Here is a 19,824-nt window from a genome sequence, read left to right on the forward strand (position 1 = left end):
CCAGGTTCGGGTGGGAAAACGGGTCGGTGGCCCGGTGTGTCAGTGACCCATGCCGAGGCCGCCGTCGACGGGCAGCACCGCGCCGTTGACGTAGCCTGCCTCGTCGGACGAAAGGAAGCGCACCGCCGCCGCGATTTCAGCAGGCTCGGCGTACCGGCCGGACGGGATCGTGGCGAGGATCTCCTTGCGGCGGGCCTCGGGCAGCTCGTCGGTCATCTCGGTGGTGACGAAGCCCGGCGCGATCACGTTCGAGGTGATGTTGCGCGAGCCCAGTTCCCTGGCCAGCGACCGGGACAGCCCGACGAGGCCGGCCTTGCTCGCCGCGTAGTTCAGCTGGCCCGCCGAACCGGAGAGGCCGACCACCGAGGAGATGAACACGAACCGGCCCCAGCGCGCCTTCAGCATCGCGCGGGTGGCGCGCTTGGCGACGCGGTAGGCGCCGGTCAGGTTCGCGTCGATCACCCGGGTGAACTGCTCCTCACCCATGCGCATGAGCAGCGTGTCGTCGGTGATGCCCGCGTTCGACACCAGCACCTCGACCGGGCCGTGGTGCTCTTCGACCTCCTTGAAGGCGGCGTCGATCTGCTCGCTGTCGGTGACGTCGGCACGCACCCCGAACAGCCCGTCGGGAGCGCCGGAACCGCGGTGGGTCACCGCGACCTTGTGCCCCTGGGCCGCGAGATCGCGCGCGATCGCCAGGCCGATGCCGCGATTACCCCCGGTGACCAGAACGGACCGTCCCACGTATGCACTCCTAGCCCTCGTGCCGCTGCTGACGCACGAAGGTTATCCAGCCGGGTACCGGCCGCTGCACGCGCGCCACCTCTACTGACTGGTAGCCCCGGTACGGCACAATGCGCGGAAAGCCCGAGGTGGAAGGACCCGTCGTGCGCGTGCTGCTCGTCGAGGACGACGACGGGGTGGCCGACGCCCTGACCGAATCACTCGGGGGCCGCGGGCACGTGGTGACCAGGGCCGCCCGGGGCGCCGACGCGCTCACCCGGCACGGTGACGCGGACCTCCTCCTGCTCGACCTCGGCCTGCCCGACACCGACGGACTCGACGTGCTGCGCCGGATCCGCCAGGTCTCCGCCGTGCCGGTGGTCGTGCTCACCGCCCGCGACGACGAACGCTCGGTGGTGAGCGGGCTGCGCCTGGGCGCCGACGACTACCTGACCAAGCCCGTGCGCCTCGCCGAACTGCTGGCCCGGATGGACGCGGTCGCCCGGCGCGCCCGCGACAGCGCGGCGCCGGAGGTCGTGCGGGTGGCCGACGTGGACATCGACCTGGCCGCGCGGCGTGTGCTGGTCGGCGGCACCGAGATCACCTTGACCACCAAGGAATTCGGCCTGCTGGCGGTGCTCGCGGACCGCCCTGGCACCGCGGTCAGCCGCCAGCAGCTGATGGACGAGGTCTGGGGCGACGCCCGGCTGGCCGTGTCCCGCTCACTGGACGTGCACCTGACCCAGTTGCGGGCGAAGCTGAACCGCCCCGGCCTGCTCACCACCATCCGCGGCTTCGGCTACCGGCTCGGCGGCTGACCCGTGCGCGCCCGCCTGCTCGTCGCCCTGCTGGTGTTCGCACTGGTCGCGGTCGCCGGTTTCGCCGTGCCGCTGCTGTCGGCCACCGCGGACCAGCGCACGCAGCAACTGGTGATCAGCCGCAACGCCGACGTCGACCGCTTCGTCCTGCTCGCGCAACAGGCCGTCGAATCCGGCGACGTGGCGATGCTGCGCACCGAAGCGGAAGCGTATAGGACGTTATACAACGAACCGGTGCTAGTGGTCGACGCCGACCGCCGTCCGCTGGTGGAAAGCCGGGAGCTGAGCGCGGACCAGCCGCCGGTGCGGGAGCTGATCGAGGCCACCCTCCGCAACCAGGCCGCCCCGGCGCCGGAGACCCTCAGCCCGTGGTCGGCCGAGCCGGTGGTGTTCGCGCGCCCGGTCGGCCCGAGCACCCGCGTCGCCGGTGTGGTGCTCCTCCGTGCCTCGGTGGACACCGCCGCGGCCGAGGTCGGCCACAGCTGGCTGCTGACCGGCCTCGGCGCGGTGGCCGCGGCGCTCGCCTTCGCCGCACTGGCCTGGGTTTTCGCGCGCTGGGTGCTGAAACCCCTGCACCAGCTGGAAGACGGGGTGCTCGCGGTGACCGGCGGGCGGCGGGTCCAGGTGCCGGCCAGCGCGGGCCCGAAGGAGTTGCGCGTGCTGGCCACCGAGTTCAACCAGATGTCCGACGCCGTGCTGGAATCCGCCGAGCAGCAACGGCGCCTGGTCGCCGACGCCTCCCACCAGCTGCGCAACCCGATGGCGGCGCTGCGCCTGCGCGTGGACTCCCTGGCGCCCGAGGTCAGCGAGGACGGGCAGCGCACCTACCGTGCGACGGTGACCGAAGTGGAGCGACTGGAGTCCTTGCTGGACGGACTGCTGGCATTGGCCGTCGCCGAAAGCACGGCGACCAGGGCGGCGGCCGAGAGCTCGGCGGAGTCCGCGGATCTGGGCAGCGTGGTCGCGGAACGGGTCGACGCCTGGCGTCCGTCGGCCGAAAGGTCCGAAGTGGACATCCGCGTGGACGACCTCCCCGAGGCGCTGCTGCGGTGCCCCGAAACCGATCTGGCGCAGATCCTGGACGTGCTGCTCGACAACGCCATCAGCTACGGCGGCCCCGAGGTCACCCTGAGCGGCTCGGCCGAGGACGAGCATGTGGTGCTCCTCGTCAGCGACAACGGTCCCGGGCTGTCCGAAGAGGACCGGGCGAAGGCCACCGAACGGTTCTGGCGACGCGGCGGCGATGGCGCCCCACGCGGCACCGGACTCGGCCTGGCCATCGCGGAACGGCTCGCCACCGCCCACGGCGGCAGCCTGAGCCTGCACGACACCGAACCGCACGGCCTGACCGTCCGCGTGGCACTCCTGCTGGAGTCCATATGAGACGCCGCAGCCTGCTCGTCGGCGGCCTGGCGCTGCTCACCGGCTGCGCCCCCGGCGGTTATCGCGGCCCGGAACGCAAGGTGACCATCGCGGCAGGCGAACGCGGCGGCTTCTACCTGGCCTTCGCCGAACTGCTCGCCGCCGAGATCACCAAGGCCGAGCCCGATCTGCACGGCGAAGCTGTGGTGACCGAGGCCAGCGTCGCCAACGTGACCCGACTCCGCGATGGCGCCGTGGATCTCGGGCTGGTGCTGGCCGACGTGGCGCAGACCGCGGTGCTCGGCCAGGAGCCGTTCCCCGTGCCGGTGCCGCTGCGCGCGCTCGGCCGGGTCTACGAGAACTACCTGCAGGTCGTCGTCCGCGCCGACGGCCCGGTCCGCGACTTGGCCGGGCTCGCCGGGCGGCCGGTGGCCATTGGCTCCCGGTTCTCCGGCGCCGCCTTCCTCGCCCAGCGCATGCTGACGGTCGCCGGGATCCAGGTCGAGCCCAGCACCCTGCTGCTCGACGACGCGATCGCCGCGCTCCGCGACCGCCGGGTGGACGCGCTCATCTGGTCCGGCGGGGTGCCGACCCCGGCGATCAGCGAACTCGACCGCGACACCCCGATCCGGCTGCTCGCCCTCGACCAGGTGCTGCCGGTGCTGCGGGCGGTGCACGGCCCGGTCTACGAACAGGTGCGCGTGCCCTCCCGCGCCTACGACGGCGTGGGCGAGGTACCCACCATCGGCACCGCGAACCTGCTGGCCTGCGCGCCTTCCCTGCCGGACGATGTGGCGGCGGCCGTGGTGCGCGTGCTGGTCAGCCACGCCGCCGACCTGGTGCCCGCCGAGGCGGTCGGCGCGCAGTTCCTGGACGTGCGCACGCTCATCGGCACCGGCGAGGTCCCGCTGCACCCCGGTGCCGTGCGGACCTACCGCGAACTGCACGGCTGAAACGCCACGAAAACACCGGGCCGGGTTCGATCGCGCCCATGACCCCCACTTCACGACGTGCCCTGCTCTCCGCTCACCGGGCTCGCCGTGGTCCGACTGGCCGAACAGGGGAGGCTGCGGTTCTACGACGAGTTCGGCGAGCACCTCGGCGGATTCGCCGCCGAGGTCGCCGGGACGGTCACCGCGGTGTCCGGCAAGCCGTTCCACACCTACGTCCGCGACCACATCTTCGCCCCGGCCGGGATGCACCGTTCCGCCTACTACACCAGGCCCGAATGGCTGCGCGACGAACGGATCGCCCACCCCTACATCCTGCGGGCCGACGGGTCGCGTGTGGACGGTGTGCGTCACCTCGGCAAGGGCGCGGTGCTCGGCGGCGCGCCCGGCTCGACCTCCGCCAGGGCGTTCATCGGATCCGGTGGGGGCAACGGGTTCGCCTCGGCGCCGGACCTGGTTTCGTTCGCCCGCGCGCTGCGCGAAGGCAAGCTGCTCGGCCGCGCCTACCACGAGCTCTACATCAATGGGAAGGTCAGCGCGGCCCCGATGGGACCGCCGGATCCCTTGCGCGGTGAGGGTTTCCACGCCTACGGGCCGATCGCCGCGCTGTACCGCGGGCAGCGGGTGCTCGGGCACAGCGGTGGTATCGCGGGCGGCAGCACCAACTGGTCGAGCTACCTCGACCGCGACTGGACCGCGGTGATCCTCTGCAACTACGACCTCGACGTGGAGGCGATCATCGCGCGGGAGCGGGCGGCGATTTCGGGTTAGCAACCCCAGTTCCGGGTTCTGTGGTGAGCAACCCCTGTTGCGCCGATCGCACCTTGATCAGCGGTCAACAGGGCGGTTCACTTCCGGCACCAGTGCTGACCGGCCGCGGAGGAACCCCGATGACCCAGCCCACGCCACTGTCCGATGCCGAACTCACCGGGGCACCGCCGAAACCGTGGCGGCTGGTGCTGCTCTCCGGCCTGGCCGGCGTGGTGCTCGCCGTGCTGTGGTCCCCGCACCTGGTGGACAAGGTGATCGCGGGCGGGATCGCCGGGCCGATCTTCGGTGAGGACCTCGCCGGGGTGACCATCTCCGGTTCGGGCATGGCCATCGCGTTCGCCTTCGTCACCGGCATCGCGGGCATGTTCACCGCGTGCAACGTGGCCGTGTTCAGCGCGCTGGCCCCGCTGGCCGCGCAGCCCGGCGACCACCGCAGCCGCCTGCTGGCGATGCTGCGCCCGATCGGCCTGCTGCTCTTCGGCGCGGTGGTGGTCTCCGGGCTCTACGGGGCGATCGGTGTGCTGTTCAGCGACGGCATGCCGCAGCTGTCCTCGGCGCGGCTCGGCGACCCGGAGACCGGCCTGCCGGTGCGCATCCTGCAGGCCGGGATCGTCTTCGGAATCATCGGCCTGATCATGCTGTGGCGCGGGCTGAGCTACGCCGGGATCGCCCGCAACCCGCTGGCCGGCCTCTTCGCCCGCCGCCCCGGGTCCGAACTGGTCTTCCTCGGCGGGCTGATGGGCGCGTTCCTGATCGGCAGGCCGTACCCGCCGTTCCGCAAGCTGTACGAGTACGCCGCCTCCACCGACAACCCGCTGCTCGGCTTCCTGACCTTCGCGCTGCAGTCCGCGGGCAACATCGCCGGGGTCGCCGTGTTGTTCCTGATCGTCATGCTGGCCACCCGCGGCCGCTTCCAGCGCTGGCTGACCCGCTCACCCGGCCGCGCGGCCCGCGTCTCCGCCGCCGCCTTCATCCTGGTCGGCACGTTCTTCGTCTTCTACTGGACGGTCAAGCTGGGCTACCGCGCCGGCGTCCTGTGGTGGCCGAACATGCCGTACAACTCCTGAAGGGGCTCGTTAGGGTGGGCGGGTGTTCCGCATCTTGTTCTACCGGCCGGAGATCCCTCCCAACACCGGCAACGCCATCCGGCTCGCGGCGAACACCGGGTGCGAACTGCACCTGGTGGAGCCGCTCGGCTTCAACTTCGAGGAGAACCACCTGCGCCGCGCCGGGTTGGACTACCACGACCTGGCGGTGGTGCGGGTGCACCCCGATCTGGCGTCGGCGTGGGCCGCGCTGCTGCCCGCGAAGGTGTACGCCTTCACCACCGCGGGCAGCAAGCGCCACACCGAGGTCGCCTACTCCCCCGGTGACGTGCTGATGTTCGGGCCGGAGTCGGCCGGGCTACCGCCGGAGGTGCGCGACGCCCCGGAGGTCACCGACCGCGTCCGCCTGCCGATGCGACCGGCGAACCGCTCGCTGAACCTGGCCAACAGCGCCGCCGTCTCGGTCTACGAAGCCTGGCGCCAGCACGACTTCGCCGGCGCGTCCTAAGCGGACACCGGGGTGTCCCAGTCGAGGTGGTGCTCGTAGATCCACCGGCTCGGGTCGGCGCCGGTGCGGGCCATGCGCTTCATCGCCACGCTCATGATCAGGTCGCGGGGCAGCCGGGCGATGGGGCCGAGCGCCTTCCAGCCGCCCGTCCGGTTGCCCTGCTCGACCACGCGCTCCACCCGCTCGCGGCGCAGGCCCTCGTAGGCGGCGAACGCGTCCGCGACGGACGTGCTGTCCCGCAGGCACTTGGCCAGCACCACGGTGTCCTCGATGGCCATGGCCGCGCCCTGCCCGATCGACGGCGCGGTGGCGTGGGCGGCGTCGCCGACGATGATCATCCGGTCGCGGTGCCACCGCGGCACGGTGGGCAGGTCGTAGGTGTTCCACCCGGCGAACACCCGGTCGGTGGCCTCGACGATGGCCGCGGCGGGCCCGCGGTCGCGCCGGAACAACCCGGTCAGGCGGGTGCGCCACTGCTCCGGGGTGATCGCGGCCAGCTCCGCCGGGGTGGGCTCGGCGGGGTACGCCGGGTTCGCCACCCACCAGACCTCGCCGTCCGGGTGCACGGTGTAGGCGAAGAAGCAGCGCCTGCCGAAGATCGCGTTCATCACGCCCGGCTCGGCACCGGTCTCGACCCCGCGGGCGTAGCCGCCGGTGTTGAGCAGTCCGGCGTACCGCGCGCCCGGAGCGTCCGGGGCGATGATCTCGCGGGTGCGTGACCGCAGGCCGTCCGCGCCGATCAGCAGGCCAGCCTCGGCCGTGGTGCCGTCGGCGAACCGCGCCCGGACGCCGTCGCCGGTGCTTTCGGCGTCGACGAGCCGCTTACCGTATTCGACGCGCACGCCACGGCGAACGGCTTCCTCCCGCAGCGCGCGGTACAGGTCGGCCCGCTTGACCGTGCGGCTGACCGTGCCGTCCGAAAGCGCCGTGCCGTAGGGCAACTCGCCGAGCTTCCGGCCGGAGCCACTGGTGATCGCCATTCTCGGGGTGTCGAACCCGAGTTCGCCGACGTCCATCCCCAGCGCGCGCAGCGCGTCGAGGGCGTTCACCGCCAGGGTCAGGAAGACCCCCGCGTTGTCGGCGCCGCGGTCGTACGCCTCGTAGATGACGGAGTCGATACCCGCCCGGTTCAGGGCGACCGCGCTCGCCGCTCCCGCGACACCGCCGCCGATGATCATCGCTGTATATGCCATAAACTGGAGTTTATAGCATATATTCGTAGCCATGAACGATCAGCTGCCCGCCGCACTCGAACTGCTCTGGGCCCGGCCGGGCGATCCGGCACGGAAACCGGAGGAGGGACTGAGCCTGCCCCGCATCGTGCGCACAGCGGTGGAACTGGCCGACGAAAACGGACTCGGCGCGGTGTCGATGGCGAAGATCGCCGACCGGCTCGGCTTCACCGCGATGTCGCTGTACCGGCACGTGAAGAGCAAGGACGAGATCCTGCTGCTGATGCTGGACTCGGTCGCCACCGTGCCACCGGAACTGGACGACCCCGGCGACGACTGGCGACTCGGCCTGCAGCGCTGGGCCCGCGCGCAGTGGACGATGCTGCGGGCGCACGCGTGGATCCCGCACCTGCCCATCACCGGGCCGCCGATCACCCCGAACCAGCTGGCGTGGACCGATCGTGCCCTGCGCGCGCTGCGCGGCACCGGGCTCACCGAAGCCGACAAGACCGGGGTGGTGCTGCTGATCGCCGGTCACCTGCTCACCAGCGCCCGGATGAGCGCCGAACTCGGCACGGCCGCGTCAAGCGAATCGATCGCCGCGCACAGCGGCCTGCTCGGCGAACTCGTCGACGCACCACGGTTTCCCGCCCTGCGCGCGGCGATCGACGCGGGCGCGTTCGACTACCCGGCGGAGACACCGGAGCAGGAGCGGGAATTCGGCTACGCGTTCGGCCTCGACCGCATCCTCGACGGCGTGGCGGCGCTCATCCGGCACCGGGCCGGATGAGCGCGCACCCCGAAAGCTACGGCAGGCGCTGGCCGATCAGCAGGGAACTGCCGACCCCGGCGAAGAGCACCAGGGTGCCCAGGACCACCCACGGCCTGCTCGCGTCGGCGTCCTTGGTCTCGTAGCCGATCTGCTCGCCGAGGTTGGCGTAGACCTGCTTGAGTTCCTCGGCGGTCGCCGCCTTGTAGAACTCGCCACCGGAGAGCTTGGCGATCTCCCGCATGGACTCGTCGTCGACCTCGACGGGGACCTGCTCGCCTTCGATCTCGACGGTGCCCTGCGAGGTGCCGAACGAGATGCTGGAGATCGGCACCTGCGCCTGCCGCGCGGCCTGCGCGGCGGTGAACCCGCCCCGCGGTCCGTACGGGTCGTCGGTCGGCACGGTCTGCTTGCCGTCGGTCATCAGCACGATGCGCGCCGGCGGCGGGCCCTCGGCACCCGCGATCACCGACGAGAAGCCCTCGATCGACTGCAGCGCCGCGAACACGCCCTCACCGGTCGCGGTGGACTGGGCGAGCTTGAGGTTGTCGATCGACTTGACCACGTTGACCCGCTCGGTGGTCGGCGCCACCAGCACGGTCGCCGTTCCCGCGAAGGAGATCAGGCCCAGGTTCACCCCCGGGGTCAGCCCCTGGGCGAACGAGCGCGCCGCCTCCTGCGCCGCCTTGATCCGGCTCGGCGCGACGTCGGTGGCCTCCATCGACAGCGACACGTCGATCACCAGCATCACCGTGGCACGGTTGCGCGGCACCTTCGCCTCGGCGGTCGGCCCGGCCAGCGCCACGGTGAGCAGGATCAGCGCCACGGTGATCAGCGCGGCGGGCACGTGCCGGATCCGGCGCTCGCTCCTGGGCGCCACCTTCTCCAGCAGTTCGAGATTGGAAAAGCGCAGCGTGCGGCGCCGCCGCAGGCGCTGGACCACCACGTACCCGGCCACCACCCCGGCCACCGCGATCAGCAGCAGGAACCACCACGGCGCGGCGAATCCGGTCAAGCTCATGCGACACCTCCCGACCATCCGCGCTTGCGGGCCACCACGAAGCGGACCATGTCCGCGATCCAGTCCGAATCGGTGCGCAGCACCAGGTGCCCGGCCCCGGCGCGCCGGATCCCGGCGGCCACCTCGGCCCGGTGCGCCCGTGAGGCGGCACCGAACTCCTTGCGCAGCAACGGGGTGGCGTGCACCTCGCGCTGCCGCCCCGACTCCGGGTCGGCCAGCACCACGGTGCCCACCTCCGGCAGGTCGAGGTCACGCGGGTCGAGCACCTCGACCGCGATCAGCTCGTGCCGCGCGGACAACCCGCGCAGCGGCCGCTGCCATTCCATGCCACCGAGGAAGTCCGAGATCACCACGACCAGCCCGCGCCGCCGGGGCGGCCGCCTCAACTGCTCGATCGCGGCGGGCAGATCACCCCGGGTGCCCTCCCCCGCACGCGGGGTTTCCGCCACCTTGCGGACCAGCCCACGCGCGTGGGCCAGGCCGCCGCGGGCCGGGATGCGCGCGGTCTGCGCGCCGGTGGAGATGATCGCGCCGATCCGGTTGCCCCCGCCCCCGGTCAGGTGCGCGAGCGCGGCCATCGCGCAGACCACCAGGTCGCGCTTCTCGCACAGCGCGGTGCCGAAGTCCAGGCTGGCCGAGAGGTCGGCCACCACCCAGGTCTCCAGTTCGCGGTCCGCCACGGTCTCCCGGATGTGCGGCACCGTGGTGCGCGCGGTGACCGCCCAGTCCATCCGGCGCACGTCGTCACCGGGCTGGTACGGCCGCGCCTCCCCCGGCTCGGAGCCGGGGCCGGGGACCAGGCCGAGGTGGTTGCCCTGCATCAGCCCGTCGAGCCGCCGCCGCACGTCGAGTTCGAGCGTGCGCAACCCGGCCTCGAGCCGGTCGCCCCGCAGGACCGGTGGCGCCCAGCGGGGTCGTTCGTCCTTGGTGTCCTTCGCCGAAAACATCTACCTCGCCGCTTACCTGACCGGCGCGCCCGCCGGCACCGGCTGCTGCGGCCCCTGCGGACCCTGCGGCCGGGCCGAGACCTGCGGCAGCGGCACGGTCTGCAGCACCCGGGTGATGATGTGGTCGAGCGGGACCCCGTCGGCCAGCGCGTCGTAGGACAGCACCAGCCGGTGGCGCAGCACGTCCGGCACCACGTCGACCACGTCCTGCGGCAGCACGTAGTCACGGCCGCGGACCAGCGCGAGCGCCCGCGAAGCGGCGATGATGCCGAGGCTGGCGCGCGGGGAGGCGCCGTAGGACACCCAGCCCGCCACGTCGGTGAGGCCGTGCTCGGCCGGGGTGCGGGTGGTCAGCACCAGCCGCACCACGTAGTCGACCAGCGCGTGGTGCACGAAGACCTGCGAGGCCACGCCCTGCAGGCGGACCAGCTCGGCCGGGCTGAGCACCTCGTGCGGCTCCGGCGGGGTCACGCCCATCCGGTAGACGATCTCGCGCTCCTCCTCGGCCGTGGGGTACTCCACCACGATCTTGAACAGGAACCGGTCGCGCTGGGCCTCGGGCAGCGGGTAGACGCCCTCGTTCTCGATCGGGTTCTGGGTGGCCAGCACCAGGAACGGGTCGGGCATCGGGAAGGTCTTGCCGCCGATGGACACGTGCCGCTCGGCCATCACCTCGAGCATCGCCGACTGCACCTTGGCCGGCGCGCGGTTGATCTCGTCGGCGAGCACGAAGTTCGCCACCACCGGGCCGAGTTCGACGTCGAACCGCTCGGCGCCCTGGCGGTAGATGCGGGTGCCGAGGATGTCGGCGGGCACCAGGTCGGGGGTGAACTGCACGCGGGAGAAGGACCCGCCGACCACCCGCGCGAAGGTCTCCACGGCGAGCGTCTTCGCCACGCCCGGCACGCCTTCGAGCAGCAGGTGCCCCTTCGCCAGCAGGCCCACCAGCACGCGCTCGACCAGCCGGTCCTGCCCGACGATGATCCGCTTCACCTCGAACACGGTGCGCTCCAGCAACTGGGCGTCCCGCGCGGGGGTGCCGGGTTGCTGACCGGGCACGCCTTCGGCGTAGCCGGGATCGGTCACGGGTGCCTCCTCGACAAGGGTTCTTCTGCAGATGGTGCCGCCACCGTAGTCAACCGGCGTCCCGGTATGACGGCTGTGAAGACGCGATCACCGCGAGCGGCGCAGCCGGTCCAGGTCCTCGGGGGTGTCCACGTCGGCCGCCTCCCCCGCCACCGCGGGTACCTCCACAATGGACAAACCGGTCAGGGTCCGGCGCAGGGCGGCACCGGCGGGTTCGGGCGGGATCGCCGCCCGCAGCGCACCGGCGCGCCACACCCCGGTCAGCCATTGGCGGTGGCCGTCCGCGACCAGCAGGGCACCGTCCGCGTCACCACGGGCGCGGCGCAGGCGGTCCACTGTGGACGAGGTGAGCCCGGTCAGGTCCGCCGCCAGCAGGGCGATCTCGGTCGCCTCGGGCAGCAGGGCGAGCCCGGCGGCGAGCGCCGCCACGGGACCACCGCCCGGCGGTTGCTCCCTGGTCCAGCGCACGGCGGGCAGGCCGGGTCGAGGCGGGCCGACGACGACCGCGGCGGCCCCGCCGAGCGCGTCGAGCACACCCGCGAGCAGCGGCCTGCCACCCACCTCGAGCATGGGTTTGTCCACGCCCCCCAACCGCCGGGCTTCGCCACCGGCGAGCACTATTCCGGCGAACACCGGCTCAGGATGCCACGTACCGCTTCGGCGCGCGCCAGGCCCAGGCCCGCCCGGTCAGTTCCCGGAACCGTTCCGGGTCGACCCTGGCCAGGTCGACCTCGAGCAGCAGCCGCTGCTGCCGGACGAGTCCGCTGAACACCGACGGCTCCTCCTCGACCGCCGCGCGGACGTCGGCTTCCTTGAGGTGGAGCAGGGCGCGGGTGCCGTCGGCGACCACCGCGGCGAAGGTGCGGCGCCGGATCTGGAAGCTCAGTGCCGCCCCTTCGGCCACCTCGGTGACCTCGGGCAGCGCCAGGGCGATCCGGCGCACGTCTGCTGGTTCGAGCATGGTCCTCTCCGTCCGGACTCGGGGTTCTCACCCGAACGTCGAACGGGAAGGCGCCGAATCGACCTCAGCCGATGAGGCGGGTCGCGTAGGGCATGATGCCGCCGTAGCGCACCGGCGAGACCTTGACCACCGAGCCGGAGTGCGGTGCCTCGATCATCTGGCCGTTGCCCAGGTAGAGCGCCACGTGGTGGATCCGGCCGCCGCCGCGGCCCCAGAACAGCATGTCGCCGCGGCGCATCTGCGACAGCGGCACCTTCCGCCCGGCGTTGTACTGGTACCCGCTGTAGTGCGGCAGCCCCTTCACCCCGGCGAAGGCGTAGATCATCAGCCCCGAGCAGTCGAAACCGATCTTGCGGTAGTCGCCGTGCGCGTCGGCCACGCCGCCGTCGCGGATGCCGCGGGTGGGCCCGCTCTGGTTCCCGCCGCCCCAGGCGTAGACCACGCCCAGCTGCGACATCGCCCGCGCGATCACCGCCTCGACCGTGCGCCCGGCCGGTCCGGACGGCGCCGACGGCTTGCCCGCCGAGCCGTTGTCCTTGGTCCCGCCAGGGCTCGGCCGGGCCATCGCCGCCTGGCGTGCCTGCTCCTCTTCTTCGGCGCGCTTCTGCGCCTGCCAGTCCTCGTACCGCTGGCGCTGCCCCTCCAGCCCGCTGACCCGGGACTGCGCGTCGTAGAGCCGCCGCTCGACGTCCGCCTTCTCCGATTCGAGCCGTCCGTTGGCCGCCGCCTGGTCCTGCTGGGCCCGGACCGCTTCGTTCTGCGCGGCGTCGGCGGTGCCCTTCGCCCGCTCGGCAGCCTCCTGCTTCTCCCTGGCGACCTCGAGCTTCTTGCGCGCCTCGGCGTCCTTGTTGGATTTGCCGGTCTGCGCGCGCTGCATGCCCTCGAGCGCGTCGACCTGGCTGCCGCCGACCGCGTCGAGCAGCTGGGCGCGGGCGAGCAGGTCCTGGGGGCTGTCCGAACCGATGTACGCCGAGACCGAGCCGATCCGGCTGCCCTGCTGGTAGCTGGCGCCGACGAACCGGTCGAGGTCGGCACGTGCCCTCTCCACCTCGGACGCGGCGGCGTCGGCCTCGGCGCCCGCCGAGTCGGCGTCGCGCTGGGCCACGCTCGCCTCGTCCTGCGCTGTCTCCATGTCGACGCGAGCCTTGTTCGCGTCCTCCATCTTGAGCTCGACCTCGGCCTGCAGCTCGCCCAGCTCGGCCTCGGCCTCGGCGAGCTGGTTGGTCAGCCTGCCCACCTCGCCCGCCTTCGCGTCGGCGTCCTGACGGCTGCTGCCGATCTCGGAGTCGCTGGGGTTCGGCGGCGGTGGCGGCACGGCCACCGCGGTGCCGGTTCCGCCCAGCAGAAGGATCACGATGAGTGAGCCCACGGTGGCCCAGCCCGTCCGCACACGCTCGCCACGCCGCACCCGCCACCTCCGTCTGTCCTCAACCGACACCGGTTGACCTGCGACAACACCGGTCCTGGCCAGCACTGTGCCACCTGCACCCCATGATGACCACCAGTCACACGCCCAACACCGGCCTCGTTGACCACATTTCCCCCGATCCGGGGACGCGCGGCGGGCGAACCGAGCACCCCCGCCGCGCGTCCAAGCGGCACCGACCGCGAACCGAGGAGACGAAACCGTGCCGAACCGCCCGACGGCCACCCGCTCGATGGCCACCAAGGTGCTGGCCGCCTCCGCCGCCACGGGCCTCGTGCTCGCCGTGGTGGGCAGCTTCCTCAGCTGGTTCCGGTCGGGGTCGGTGAACCGCAGCAGCTACCAGCTGGTCGGCCTGATCGACCGCTTCGACCTCACCGGCAACCCGTTCGTCTTGCTCGCGCTGCGGGTGTGGATCGTGGTGCCGCTGCTGGCCGCCACCGCGATCGCCATGCTGGTGCTCGGGCTCACCCGCACCGGTGCCGCGCTGACCGTGGTGCTCGCGATATTCGTGGGAACCGCGGCGGGGTTCGCCGCCGTCCAAGGCGGTGATGAAGGCGGGCCCATCGGCGTAACACCATTGGGGCCCGTCACGACTACCATCGGCACGCTGGTCGCCGTTATCGGGGCGCTCGGCGCGGTCGCCGTGTCACTGCGATCGCGCGGGCACGACGGCCAGGCACAACGGAATCGAGGGGTCTCGTGACCAGTCCAGGACAGGGTGGCCAGTGGCCGCAGCAGGGTGGCGAAGGGCAGCAGGGCGGTCAGGAGTACCCGCAGCAGTACCCGCCGACGGCGCAGCAGTACTACCCGCACACCGGTGAGCAACAACAGCAGCAGTACGGCCAGCAGTACGCCCCGCAGACCGGGCCGCAGTACGCACAGCAGGGCCAGTACCAGCAGCAGTACTCCCAGGAGCAGCAGTACTACGCCCAGCAGCAGGGCACCGGCGGCTACCCGGTCCAGCCCGTCGGACCTGCCGGACCTGCCGGACCCGGCGCACCCAAGAGCCGCAAGGGCCTGATCCTCGGCCTGGTGATCGCGCTCGTGGTGGCCGTCGGCGGCGGGGTCACCTGGTTCGCGCTCTCGCAGAGCTCCTCCGGTGGCGCGGAGACGCCGACGCTGGCGGCGCAGAACCTGGCGAACACCATCGGCTCCGGTGACGTGGTCGGCCTGCTCAGCACGCTCGCCCCGGCCGAGGCCTCGTTGTTCACCGACCCGATCGAAGAGGTGGCCGCCGAGCTCAAGCGGCTGGAGATCGTCCGCCAGGAGGCCGACCCCCAGGCGCTGTCCGGCATGGAGATCAAGACCGAGGGCCTGGTCTTCGACGAGAGCCAGTCCCAGCAGGTCAACGACCACCTGACGATCACCAAGCTGACCGCGGGCAAGATCACCGTCACCGCGGACTTCTCCAAGATCCCGCTGACCAAGGAGTTCCTCGACGCCGCGCTGAGCTCGGACGACGTGCCCACCGGCCCGGAGACCGAGACCATCGACATCGCCGAAGAGGTCCGCAAGAACAAGGGCGAGCCGGTGCGGATCGCCACGGTCAAGGTCGACGACGCCTGGTACCCCAGCCTGCTCTACACGATCGCCGACTACGCGCTGCTGGAGGAGAAGACCGCGTGGCCCGCGCAGGGCATCGCGGCCAACGGCGCCGCCAGCTCGAACGACGCGGTCAAGGAACTGCTGCAGGCCGCGCTCGACGCCGACATCAAGCGGGTCATCGAACTGCTGCCGCCGGACGAGATGGGCGCGCTGCAGGACGCCGGCCCGGCGATCCTCGACGCGGCGGGCCGCGAAAAGCCCAGCGGGGCGAAGGTGCTCAAGCTGGAGACCGAGAGCAGCAGCGTCGGCGGGGGCACCCGCGCCACGCTCACCGCGCTCGAGATGCAGGGCCCCGACGGCGAGGACTTCAAGCTGAGCAAGGACGCCGACTGCTACTCGATGACCATGGAGGGCCGCACCGAGCGCATGTGCGCCTCGGAACTGGCCGACCTGGTCGAAAGCGAGTCGGACAGCTCCATGCCGCCCGCGGTCAGGCAGGCGCTGACCAGCCTCGGCACCGGCATCCTCAAGCAGGGCGTCGGCGTGATCACCACCGAGGTCTCCGGCAAGCACTACGTCAGCCCGATCCGCACGCTGAGCGAGCAGGGCATGACGGTCCTGCGCAGCCTGCAGCCGGGTGACATCAAGGCGCTGCTCGAACTGGCGAACTGAGACCTCCCGCGCGTCCGCGCCGAGAAGGCCCCCGCGAACTTTCGCGGGGGCCTTTTTCGCGCGCCACCGGCGTGGCGGCTTGAATCGAAAACAGGACAAGCGTACTGTTTGTCACGGGCACCGATGCCAGCCTGCTGCTGCGGACGCGGCGTCGGTGCGCAAGACTCGGCGGTGGTCCACCCGAACGACCGCACCGAACACACCGAACTGACCCGGGACGACTTTCCACAGGTCCGTCCATGCCCATGGAGTTAGACGTGACTGCACCAGCCAGCAAGGACAGCTTCGGCGCGCGTGACACGCTGAAGGTCGGCGACGCCTCGTACGAGATCTTCCGACTGGACAAGGTCGACGGCTCGAAGCGCCTGCCCTACAGCCTGAAGATCCTCCTGGAGAACCTGCTCCGCACCGAGGACGGCGCGAACATCACCGCCGACCACATCCGGGCGCTCGGCGGCTGGGACGCGAAGGCGGATCCGTCGACCGAGATCCAGTTCACCCCCGCCCGCGTGATCATGCAGGACTTCACCGGCGTGCCCTGCGTGGTCGACCTGGCCACCATGCGCGAGGCGGTCACCGACCTCGGCGGCGACCCGGACAAGGTCAACCCGCTCGCCCCCGCCGAGCTGGTGATCGACCACTCGGTGATCATCGACGTGTTCGGCACCGCCGACTCCTTCGAGCGCAACGTCGAGTTCGAGTACCAGCGCAACCGCGAGCGCTACCAGTTCCTGCGCTGGGGCCAGGGCGCCTTCGACGAGTTCAAGGTGGTGCCCCCGGGCACCGGCATCGTGCACCAGGTCAACATCGAGCACCTGGCGCGCACGGTGATGGCCCGCAACGGCCAGGCCTACCCCGACTCCTGCGTCGGCACCGACTCGCACACCACCATGGTCAACGGCCTCGGCGTGCTGGGCTGGGGCGTCGGCGGCATCGAGGCCGAGGCGGCCATGCTGGGCCAGTCGGTCTCCATGCTCATCCCGCGCGTGGTCGGCTTCAAGCTCACCGGTGAGATCCCGGCCGGGGTGACCGCCACCGACGTGGTGCTCACCATCACCGAGATGCTGCGCCGCCACGGCGTGGTCGGCAAGTTCGTCGAGTTCTACGGCCAGAGCGTGGCCGAGGTGCCGCTGGCCAACCGCGCCACCATCGGCAACATGAGCCCGGAGTTCGGCTCCACCGCGGCGATCTTCCCGATCGACGAAGAGACCGTGCGCTACCTCAAGCTGACCGGCCGCTCGGCCGAGCAGGTCGCGCTGGTCGAGGCCTACGCCAAGGAGCAGGGCCTCTGGCACGACCCGTCGCGCGAGGCGGAGTACTCCGAGTACATCGAGCTGGACCTGTCCACCGTGGTGCCCTCGATCGCCGGCCCGAAGCGCCCGCAGGACCGCATCGAGCTGACCGACGCGAAGTCCGCCTTCCGCAAGTCGGTGCACGACTACGTCAACGGCGAGATGGAGACCCCGCACACCAACGTCGACGAGGCGGTCGAAGAGTCCTTCCCGGCCAGCGACCCGGGCGCGCTGTCCTTCGCCGACGAGGACGCGGTGGACCTGCAGTCCGCGGCGGACGGCGCCACCGGGCGGCCGAGCAACCCGGTGCGGGTCAAGTCCGACGACCGCGGTGAGTTCGTGCTCGACCACGGCGCCGTGGTGATCGCCTCGATCACCTCCTGCACCAACACCTCCAACCCGTCGGTGATGCTGGGCGCGGCCCTGCTCGCCCGCAACGCGGTGGAGAAGGGCCTGACCGTCAAGCCGTGGGTCAAGACCTCGATGGCGCCCGGTTCCCAGGTCGTCACCGACTACTACGAGAAGGCCGGGCTCTGGCCGTACCTGGAGAAGCTCGGGTACCACCTGGTCGGCTACGGCTGCACCACCTGCATCGGCAACTCGGGCCCGCTGCCGGAGGACGTCTCCGCGGCGGTCAACGAGAACGACCTGACCGTGGTGTCGGTGCTCTCGGGCAACCGGAACTTCGAGGGCCGGATCAACCCGGACGTCAAGATGAACTACCTGGCCTCGCCGCCGCTGGTGATCGCCTACGCGCTGGCCGGCACGATGGACTTCGACTTCGAGTCGCAGCCGCTGGGCCAGGACGGCGACGGCAACGACGTGTTCCTCAAGGACATCTGGCCCTCCACGCAGGAGATCCAGCAGACCATCGACTCGGCGATCACCCAGGAGATGTTCACCAAGGACTACGCCGACGTGTTCGACGGCGGTGACCGGTGGAAGTCGCTGCCCACCCCGGAGGGCAAGACCTTCGACTGGGACGCGGAGTCCACCTACGTGCGGAAGCCGCCGTACTTCGACGGCATGACCGCCGAGCCCGCGCCGGTCACCGACATCTCCGGTGCGCGCGTGCTGGCGAAGCTGGGCGACTCGGTCACCACCGACCACATCTCCCCCGCCGGCGCGATCAAGCCGGGCACCCCGGCCGCGGAGTACCTCACCGAGCACGGCGTGGAGAAGAAGGACTTCAACTCCTACGGTTCCCGGCGCGGGAACCACGAGGTGATGATCCGCGGCACCTTCGCCAACATCCGGCTGCGCAACCAGCTGCTGGACGACGTGCAGGGCGGCTACACCCGCGACTTCACCCAGGAGGGCGCGCCGCAGGCGTTCATCTACGACGCGGCGCAGAACTACGCGGCGGCGGGCACCCCGCTGGTCGTGCTGGGCGGCAAGGAGTACGGCTCCGGCTCGTCGCGTGACTGGGCGGCCAAGGGCACCTCGCTGCTGGGCGTGCGCGCGGTGATCACCGAGTCGTTCGAGCGCATCCACCGGTCGAACCTGATCGGCATGGGCGTGATCCCGCTGCAGTTCCCCGAAGGCGAGTCGGCCTCCTCGCTCGGCCTCGACGGCACGGAGACCTTCGACATCGCGGGCATCACCAAGCTGAACGACGGTGAGACCCCGCGTACGGTCAAGGTCACCGCCACCAAGCAGGACGGCACGAAGGTGGAGTTCGACGCGGTCGTCCGCATCGACACCCCGGGTGAAGCCGACTACTACCGCAACGGCGGCATCCTGCAGTACGTGCTGCGCAAAATGACCGCCTGAGCCACTTCCTGACAAATGCCATGAGTGGGGCATTACTTGCATTCAACGCGAGTAATGCCCCACTCATGGCATTCAGGGGTGCTGCCCCGAGCCCGCAAATGTGGAACTTGCTGCGGGCACGTGGAACTCGGCTACCCGAGTGCGGAACTCGGCCGCTGGAAATGTGGGACTCGGCCGCCCGAACGTAGAACTCGGCCGCTGGAACGTGGATCTCAGCTGCCTGAATGCGGGGTTCGGCTATCTGGATGCGGGCTCAGCTACCTGAGCGTGGGACTCGCCTGCCCGAATGTGGAACTCGGCTGCGGGAACGTGGAACTCGGCTGCCTGAATGCGGAACTCGGCTGCCCGAATGCGGGGTTCGGCTACCTGAGTGTGGAACTCGGCTGTGTGAGTGTGGGGGTCGAGGGCACGAATGTGGCGGTGGGGTGGAGGGGGTCCCGAGGGCCACATTCGTGCCGGTGGGGGGGTCAGTCCGGGCGGCGGTCCATGGTGTGGCCCAGGGCTCGCAGGCCGACGTTGACCAGCACCACCACGGCGGCACCGGCGGCCGCGACCCCGTAGAGCCCGGCTCCGGCGAGCGCGCCCACCGCGGCCGAGCACCAGAGGGTGGCCGCGGTGTTGAGGCCGTGGACGTTCGCGCCGTCGCGCAGGATCACCCCGGCACCGAGGAACCCGATGCCGGAGACGATCTGCGCGGCGACCCTGGTCGGGTCGGCGTTGCCGAGCCCGTCGAACCCGTGTGCCGAGAGCAGCACGAACAACGTCGAGCCGACCGCGACCAGCGTGTTGGTCCGCAGCCCGGCCATCCTGGCGCGGAACTGGCGCTCGAACCCGATGGCCGCGCCGAGGCCGACCCCGGTGCCGATGCGCAGCAGTACTTCGAAGTAGGTCATCACGACCCGCCTTTCCGGCGTGCGCACACAAACCGGACAGGACGGGAAGGGCTACCGCCGTGTCGCGCAGCGGGTGGCGGCGGTGCCGA

The 19,824-nt window shown here is 71.2% G+C and carries 19 protein-coding genes; 10 read left to right on the forward strand and 9 right to left on the reverse strand.

What is annotated here, in order from left to right; translation table 11 throughout:
* Window positions 1-39 precede the first annotated feature (39 nt).
* Window positions 40-744, reverse strand: a complete 705-nt coding sequence (fabG, locus tag L3Q67_RS37320) for a beta-ketoacyl-ACP reductase (RefSeq protein WP_499186118.1) — start codon at window positions 742-744, stop codon at window positions 40-42.
* A 143-nt stretch (window positions 745-887) separates the two neighbouring features.
* Here fabG and L3Q67_RS37325 point away from each other — a divergent pair, with 143 nt between their 5' ends.
* The 6 genes from L3Q67_RS37325 (at window position 888) to L3Q67_RS37350 (ending at window position 6,178) form a co-directional block, all read left to right on the forward strand.
* Entirely contained in the window at window positions 888-1,541 is a 654-nt protein-coding gene (locus L3Q67_RS37325; RefSeq protein ID WP_499186119.1) for a response regulator transcription factor, read from the forward strand.
* 3 nt (window positions 1,542-1,544) lie between these two features.
* Window positions 1,545-2,924: a sensor histidine kinase gene (locus L3Q67_RS37330; RefSeq protein ID WP_499186120.1), complete on the forward strand. Its 1,380-nt coding sequence runs from the start codon at window positions 1,545-1,547 to the stop codon at window positions 2,922-2,924.
* Window positions 2,921-3,856 (forward strand): type 2 periplasmic-binding domain-containing protein, encoded by a 936-nt coding sequence (locus tag L3Q67_RS37335; protein ID WP_499186121.1) that lies wholly within the window; start codon window positions 2,921-2,923, stop codon window positions 3,854-3,856. The genes L3Q67_RS37330 and L3Q67_RS37335 overlap by 4 nt, the downstream gene beginning before the upstream one ends.
* A 57-nt stretch (window positions 3,857-3,913) precedes the next feature.
* Window positions 3,914-4,624: a serine hydrolase domain-containing protein gene (locus L3Q67_RS37340; protein ID WP_499186122.1), complete on the forward strand. Its 711-nt coding sequence runs from the start codon at window positions 3,914-3,916 to the stop codon at window positions 4,622-4,624.
* Window positions 4,625-4,743: 119 nt separating this feature from the next.
* Window positions 4,744-5,691, forward strand: a complete 948-nt coding sequence (locus tag L3Q67_RS37345; RefSeq protein ID WP_499186123.1) for a hypothetical protein — start codon at window positions 4,744-4,746, stop codon at window positions 5,689-5,691.
* A gap of 22 nt (window positions 5,692-5,713) precedes the next feature.
* Entirely contained in the window at window positions 5,714-6,178 is a 465-nt protein-coding gene (locus L3Q67_RS37350; RefSeq protein ID WP_499186124.1) for a tRNA (cytidine(34)-2'-O)-methyltransferase, read from the forward strand.
* Here L3Q67_RS37350 and L3Q67_RS37355 read toward each other — a convergent pair.
* The gene (locus L3Q67_RS37355; RefSeq protein ID WP_499186125.1) at window positions 6,175-7,371 is read right to left on the reverse strand and encodes a Rossmann-fold NAD(P)-binding domain-containing protein; all 1,197 of its coding nucleotides are present in this window, start codon (window positions 7,369-7,371) and stop codon (window positions 6,175-6,177) included. The genes L3Q67_RS37350 and L3Q67_RS37355 overlap by 4 nt on opposite strands.
* Before the next feature lie 31 nt (window positions 7,372-7,402).
* On the opposite strand from L3Q67_RS37355, the gene L3Q67_RS37360 reads away from it, so the two are divergent.
* Window positions 7,403-8,140, forward strand: coding sequence for a TetR/AcrR family transcriptional regulator (locus tag L3Q67_RS37360; RefSeq protein WP_499186126.1), 738 nt, complete (start codon window positions 7,403-7,405; stop codon window positions 8,138-8,140).
* A 16-nt stretch (window positions 8,141-8,156) separates the two neighbouring features.
* On the opposite strand, the gene L3Q67_RS37365 is transcribed toward L3Q67_RS37360, so the two are convergent.
* The 6 genes from L3Q67_RS37365 to L3Q67_RS37390 form a co-directional block, all read right to left on the reverse strand.
* Window positions 8,157-9,140, reverse strand: a complete 984-nt coding sequence (locus L3Q67_RS37365) for a VWA domain-containing protein (RefSeq protein WP_499186127.1) — start codon at window positions 9,138-9,140, stop codon at window positions 8,157-8,159.
* Window positions 9,137-10,087 (reverse strand): DUF58 domain-containing protein, encoded by a 951-nt coding sequence (locus L3Q67_RS37370; protein WP_499186128.1) that lies wholly within the window; start codon window positions 10,085-10,087, stop codon window positions 9,137-9,139. Before L3Q67_RS37370 ends, L3Q67_RS37365 begins: the two co-directional genes overlap by 4 nt.
* 12 nt (window positions 10,088-10,099) lie before the next feature.
* On the reverse strand, window positions 10,100-11,173 hold the full coding sequence (locus tag L3Q67_RS37375; RefSeq protein WP_499186129.1) for an AAA family ATPase: 1,074 nt from the start codon (window positions 11,171-11,173) through the stop codon (window positions 10,100-10,102).
* A gap of 87 nt (window positions 11,174-11,260) precedes the next feature.
* The gene (mobA, locus tag L3Q67_RS37380; RefSeq protein WP_499191736.1) at window positions 11,261-11,743 is read right to left on the reverse strand and encodes a molybdenum cofactor guanylyltransferase; all 483 of its coding nucleotides are present in this window, start codon (window positions 11,741-11,743) and stop codon (window positions 11,261-11,263) included.
* A gap of 67 nt (window positions 11,744-11,810) precedes the next feature.
* Complete coding sequence (locus tag L3Q67_RS37385; protein WP_499186130.1) at window positions 11,811-12,134, reverse strand: MmcQ/YjbR family DNA-binding protein; 324 nt, start codon at window positions 12,132-12,134, stop codon at window positions 11,811-11,813.
* A 64-nt stretch (window positions 12,135-12,198) separates the two neighbouring features.
* Window positions 12,199-13,488: an NlpC/P60 family protein gene (locus L3Q67_RS37390; RefSeq protein ID WP_499186131.1), complete on the reverse strand. Its 1,290-nt coding sequence runs from the start codon at window positions 13,486-13,488 to the stop codon at window positions 12,199-12,201.
* 274 nt (window positions 13,489-13,762) lie between these two features.
* Between L3Q67_RS37390 and L3Q67_RS37395 the strand changes: the two genes are divergently transcribed.
* The 3 genes from L3Q67_RS37395 to acnA all read left to right on the forward strand — a co-directional run bounded on the left by L3Q67_RS37395 (window position 13,763) and on the right by acnA (window position 18,842).
* The gene (locus L3Q67_RS37395; protein ID WP_499186132.1) at window positions 13,763-14,263 is read left to right on the forward strand and encodes a hypothetical protein; all 501 of its coding nucleotides are present in this window, start codon (window positions 13,763-13,765) and stop codon (window positions 14,261-14,263) included.
* Window positions 14,260-15,777, forward strand: a complete 1,518-nt coding sequence (locus L3Q67_RS37400; RefSeq protein ID WP_499186133.1) for a flagellar basal body-associated FliL family protein — start codon at window positions 14,260-14,262, stop codon at window positions 15,775-15,777. Before L3Q67_RS37395 ends, L3Q67_RS37400 begins: the two co-directional genes overlap by 4 nt.
* A gap of 245 nt (window positions 15,778-16,022) precedes the next feature.
* Complete coding sequence (acnA, locus tag L3Q67_RS37405; protein ID WP_499191737.1) at window positions 16,023-18,842, forward strand: aconitate hydratase; 2,820 nt, start codon at window positions 16,023-16,025, stop codon at window positions 18,840-18,842.
* 467 nt (window positions 18,843-19,309) lie between these two features.
* On the opposite strand, the gene L3Q67_RS37410 is transcribed toward acnA, so the two are convergent.
* Complete coding sequence (locus L3Q67_RS37410) at window positions 19,310-19,735, reverse strand: MgtC/SapB family protein (protein ID WP_499186134.1); 426 nt, start codon at window positions 19,733-19,735, stop codon at window positions 19,310-19,312.
* Window positions 19,736-19,824: the final 89 nt, after the last annotated feature.

Source organism: Saccharothrix sp. AJ9571, assembly GCF_021725495.1.
In the GTDB taxonomy this organism is placed as follows: Bacteria; Actinomycetota; Actinomycetes; order Mycobacteriales; family Pseudonocardiaceae; genus Amycolatopsis; species Amycolatopsis magusensis.

Coding starts and splice junctions, on each gene's coding strand:
- L3Q67_RS37335 (WP_499186121.1), top strand. CDS start 2,921: ATGAGACGCCGCAGCCTGCTCGTCGGCGGCCTGGCGCTGCTCACCGGC.
- L3Q67_RS37345 (WP_499186123.1), top strand. CDS start 4,744: ATGACCCAGCCCACGCCACTGTCCGATGCCGAACTCACCGGGGCACCG.
- L3Q67_RS37355 (WP_499186125.1), bottom strand. CDS start 7,371: ATGGCATATACAGCGATGATCATCGGCGGCGGTGTCGCGGGAGCGGCG.
- L3Q67_RS37360 (WP_499186126.1), top strand. CDS start 7,403: ATGAACGATCAGCTGCCCGCCGCACTCGAACTGCTCTGGGCCCGGCCG.
- L3Q67_RS37365 (WP_499186127.1), bottom strand. CDS start 9,140: ATGAGCTTGACCGGATTCGCCGCGCCGTGGTGGTTCCTGCTGCTGATC.
- L3Q67_RS37370 (WP_499186128.1), bottom strand. CDS start 10,087: ATGTTTTCGGCGAAGGACACCAAGGACGAACGACCCCGCTGGGCGCCA.
- mobA (WP_499191736.1), bottom strand. CDS start 11,743: ATGCTCGAGGTGGGTGGCAGGCCGCTGCTCGCGGGTGTGCTCGACGCG.
- L3Q67_RS37385 (WP_499186130.1), bottom strand. CDS start 12,134: ATGCTCGAACCAGCAGACGTGCGCCGGATCGCCCTGGCGCTGCCCGAG.
- acnA (WP_499191737.1), top strand. CDS start 16,023: ATGGAGTTAGACGTGACTGCACCAGCCAGCAAGGACAGCTTCGGCGCG.
- L3Q67_RS37410 (WP_499186134.1), bottom strand. CDS start 19,735: ATGACCTACTTCGAAGTACTGCTGCGCATCGGCACCGGGGTCGGCCTC.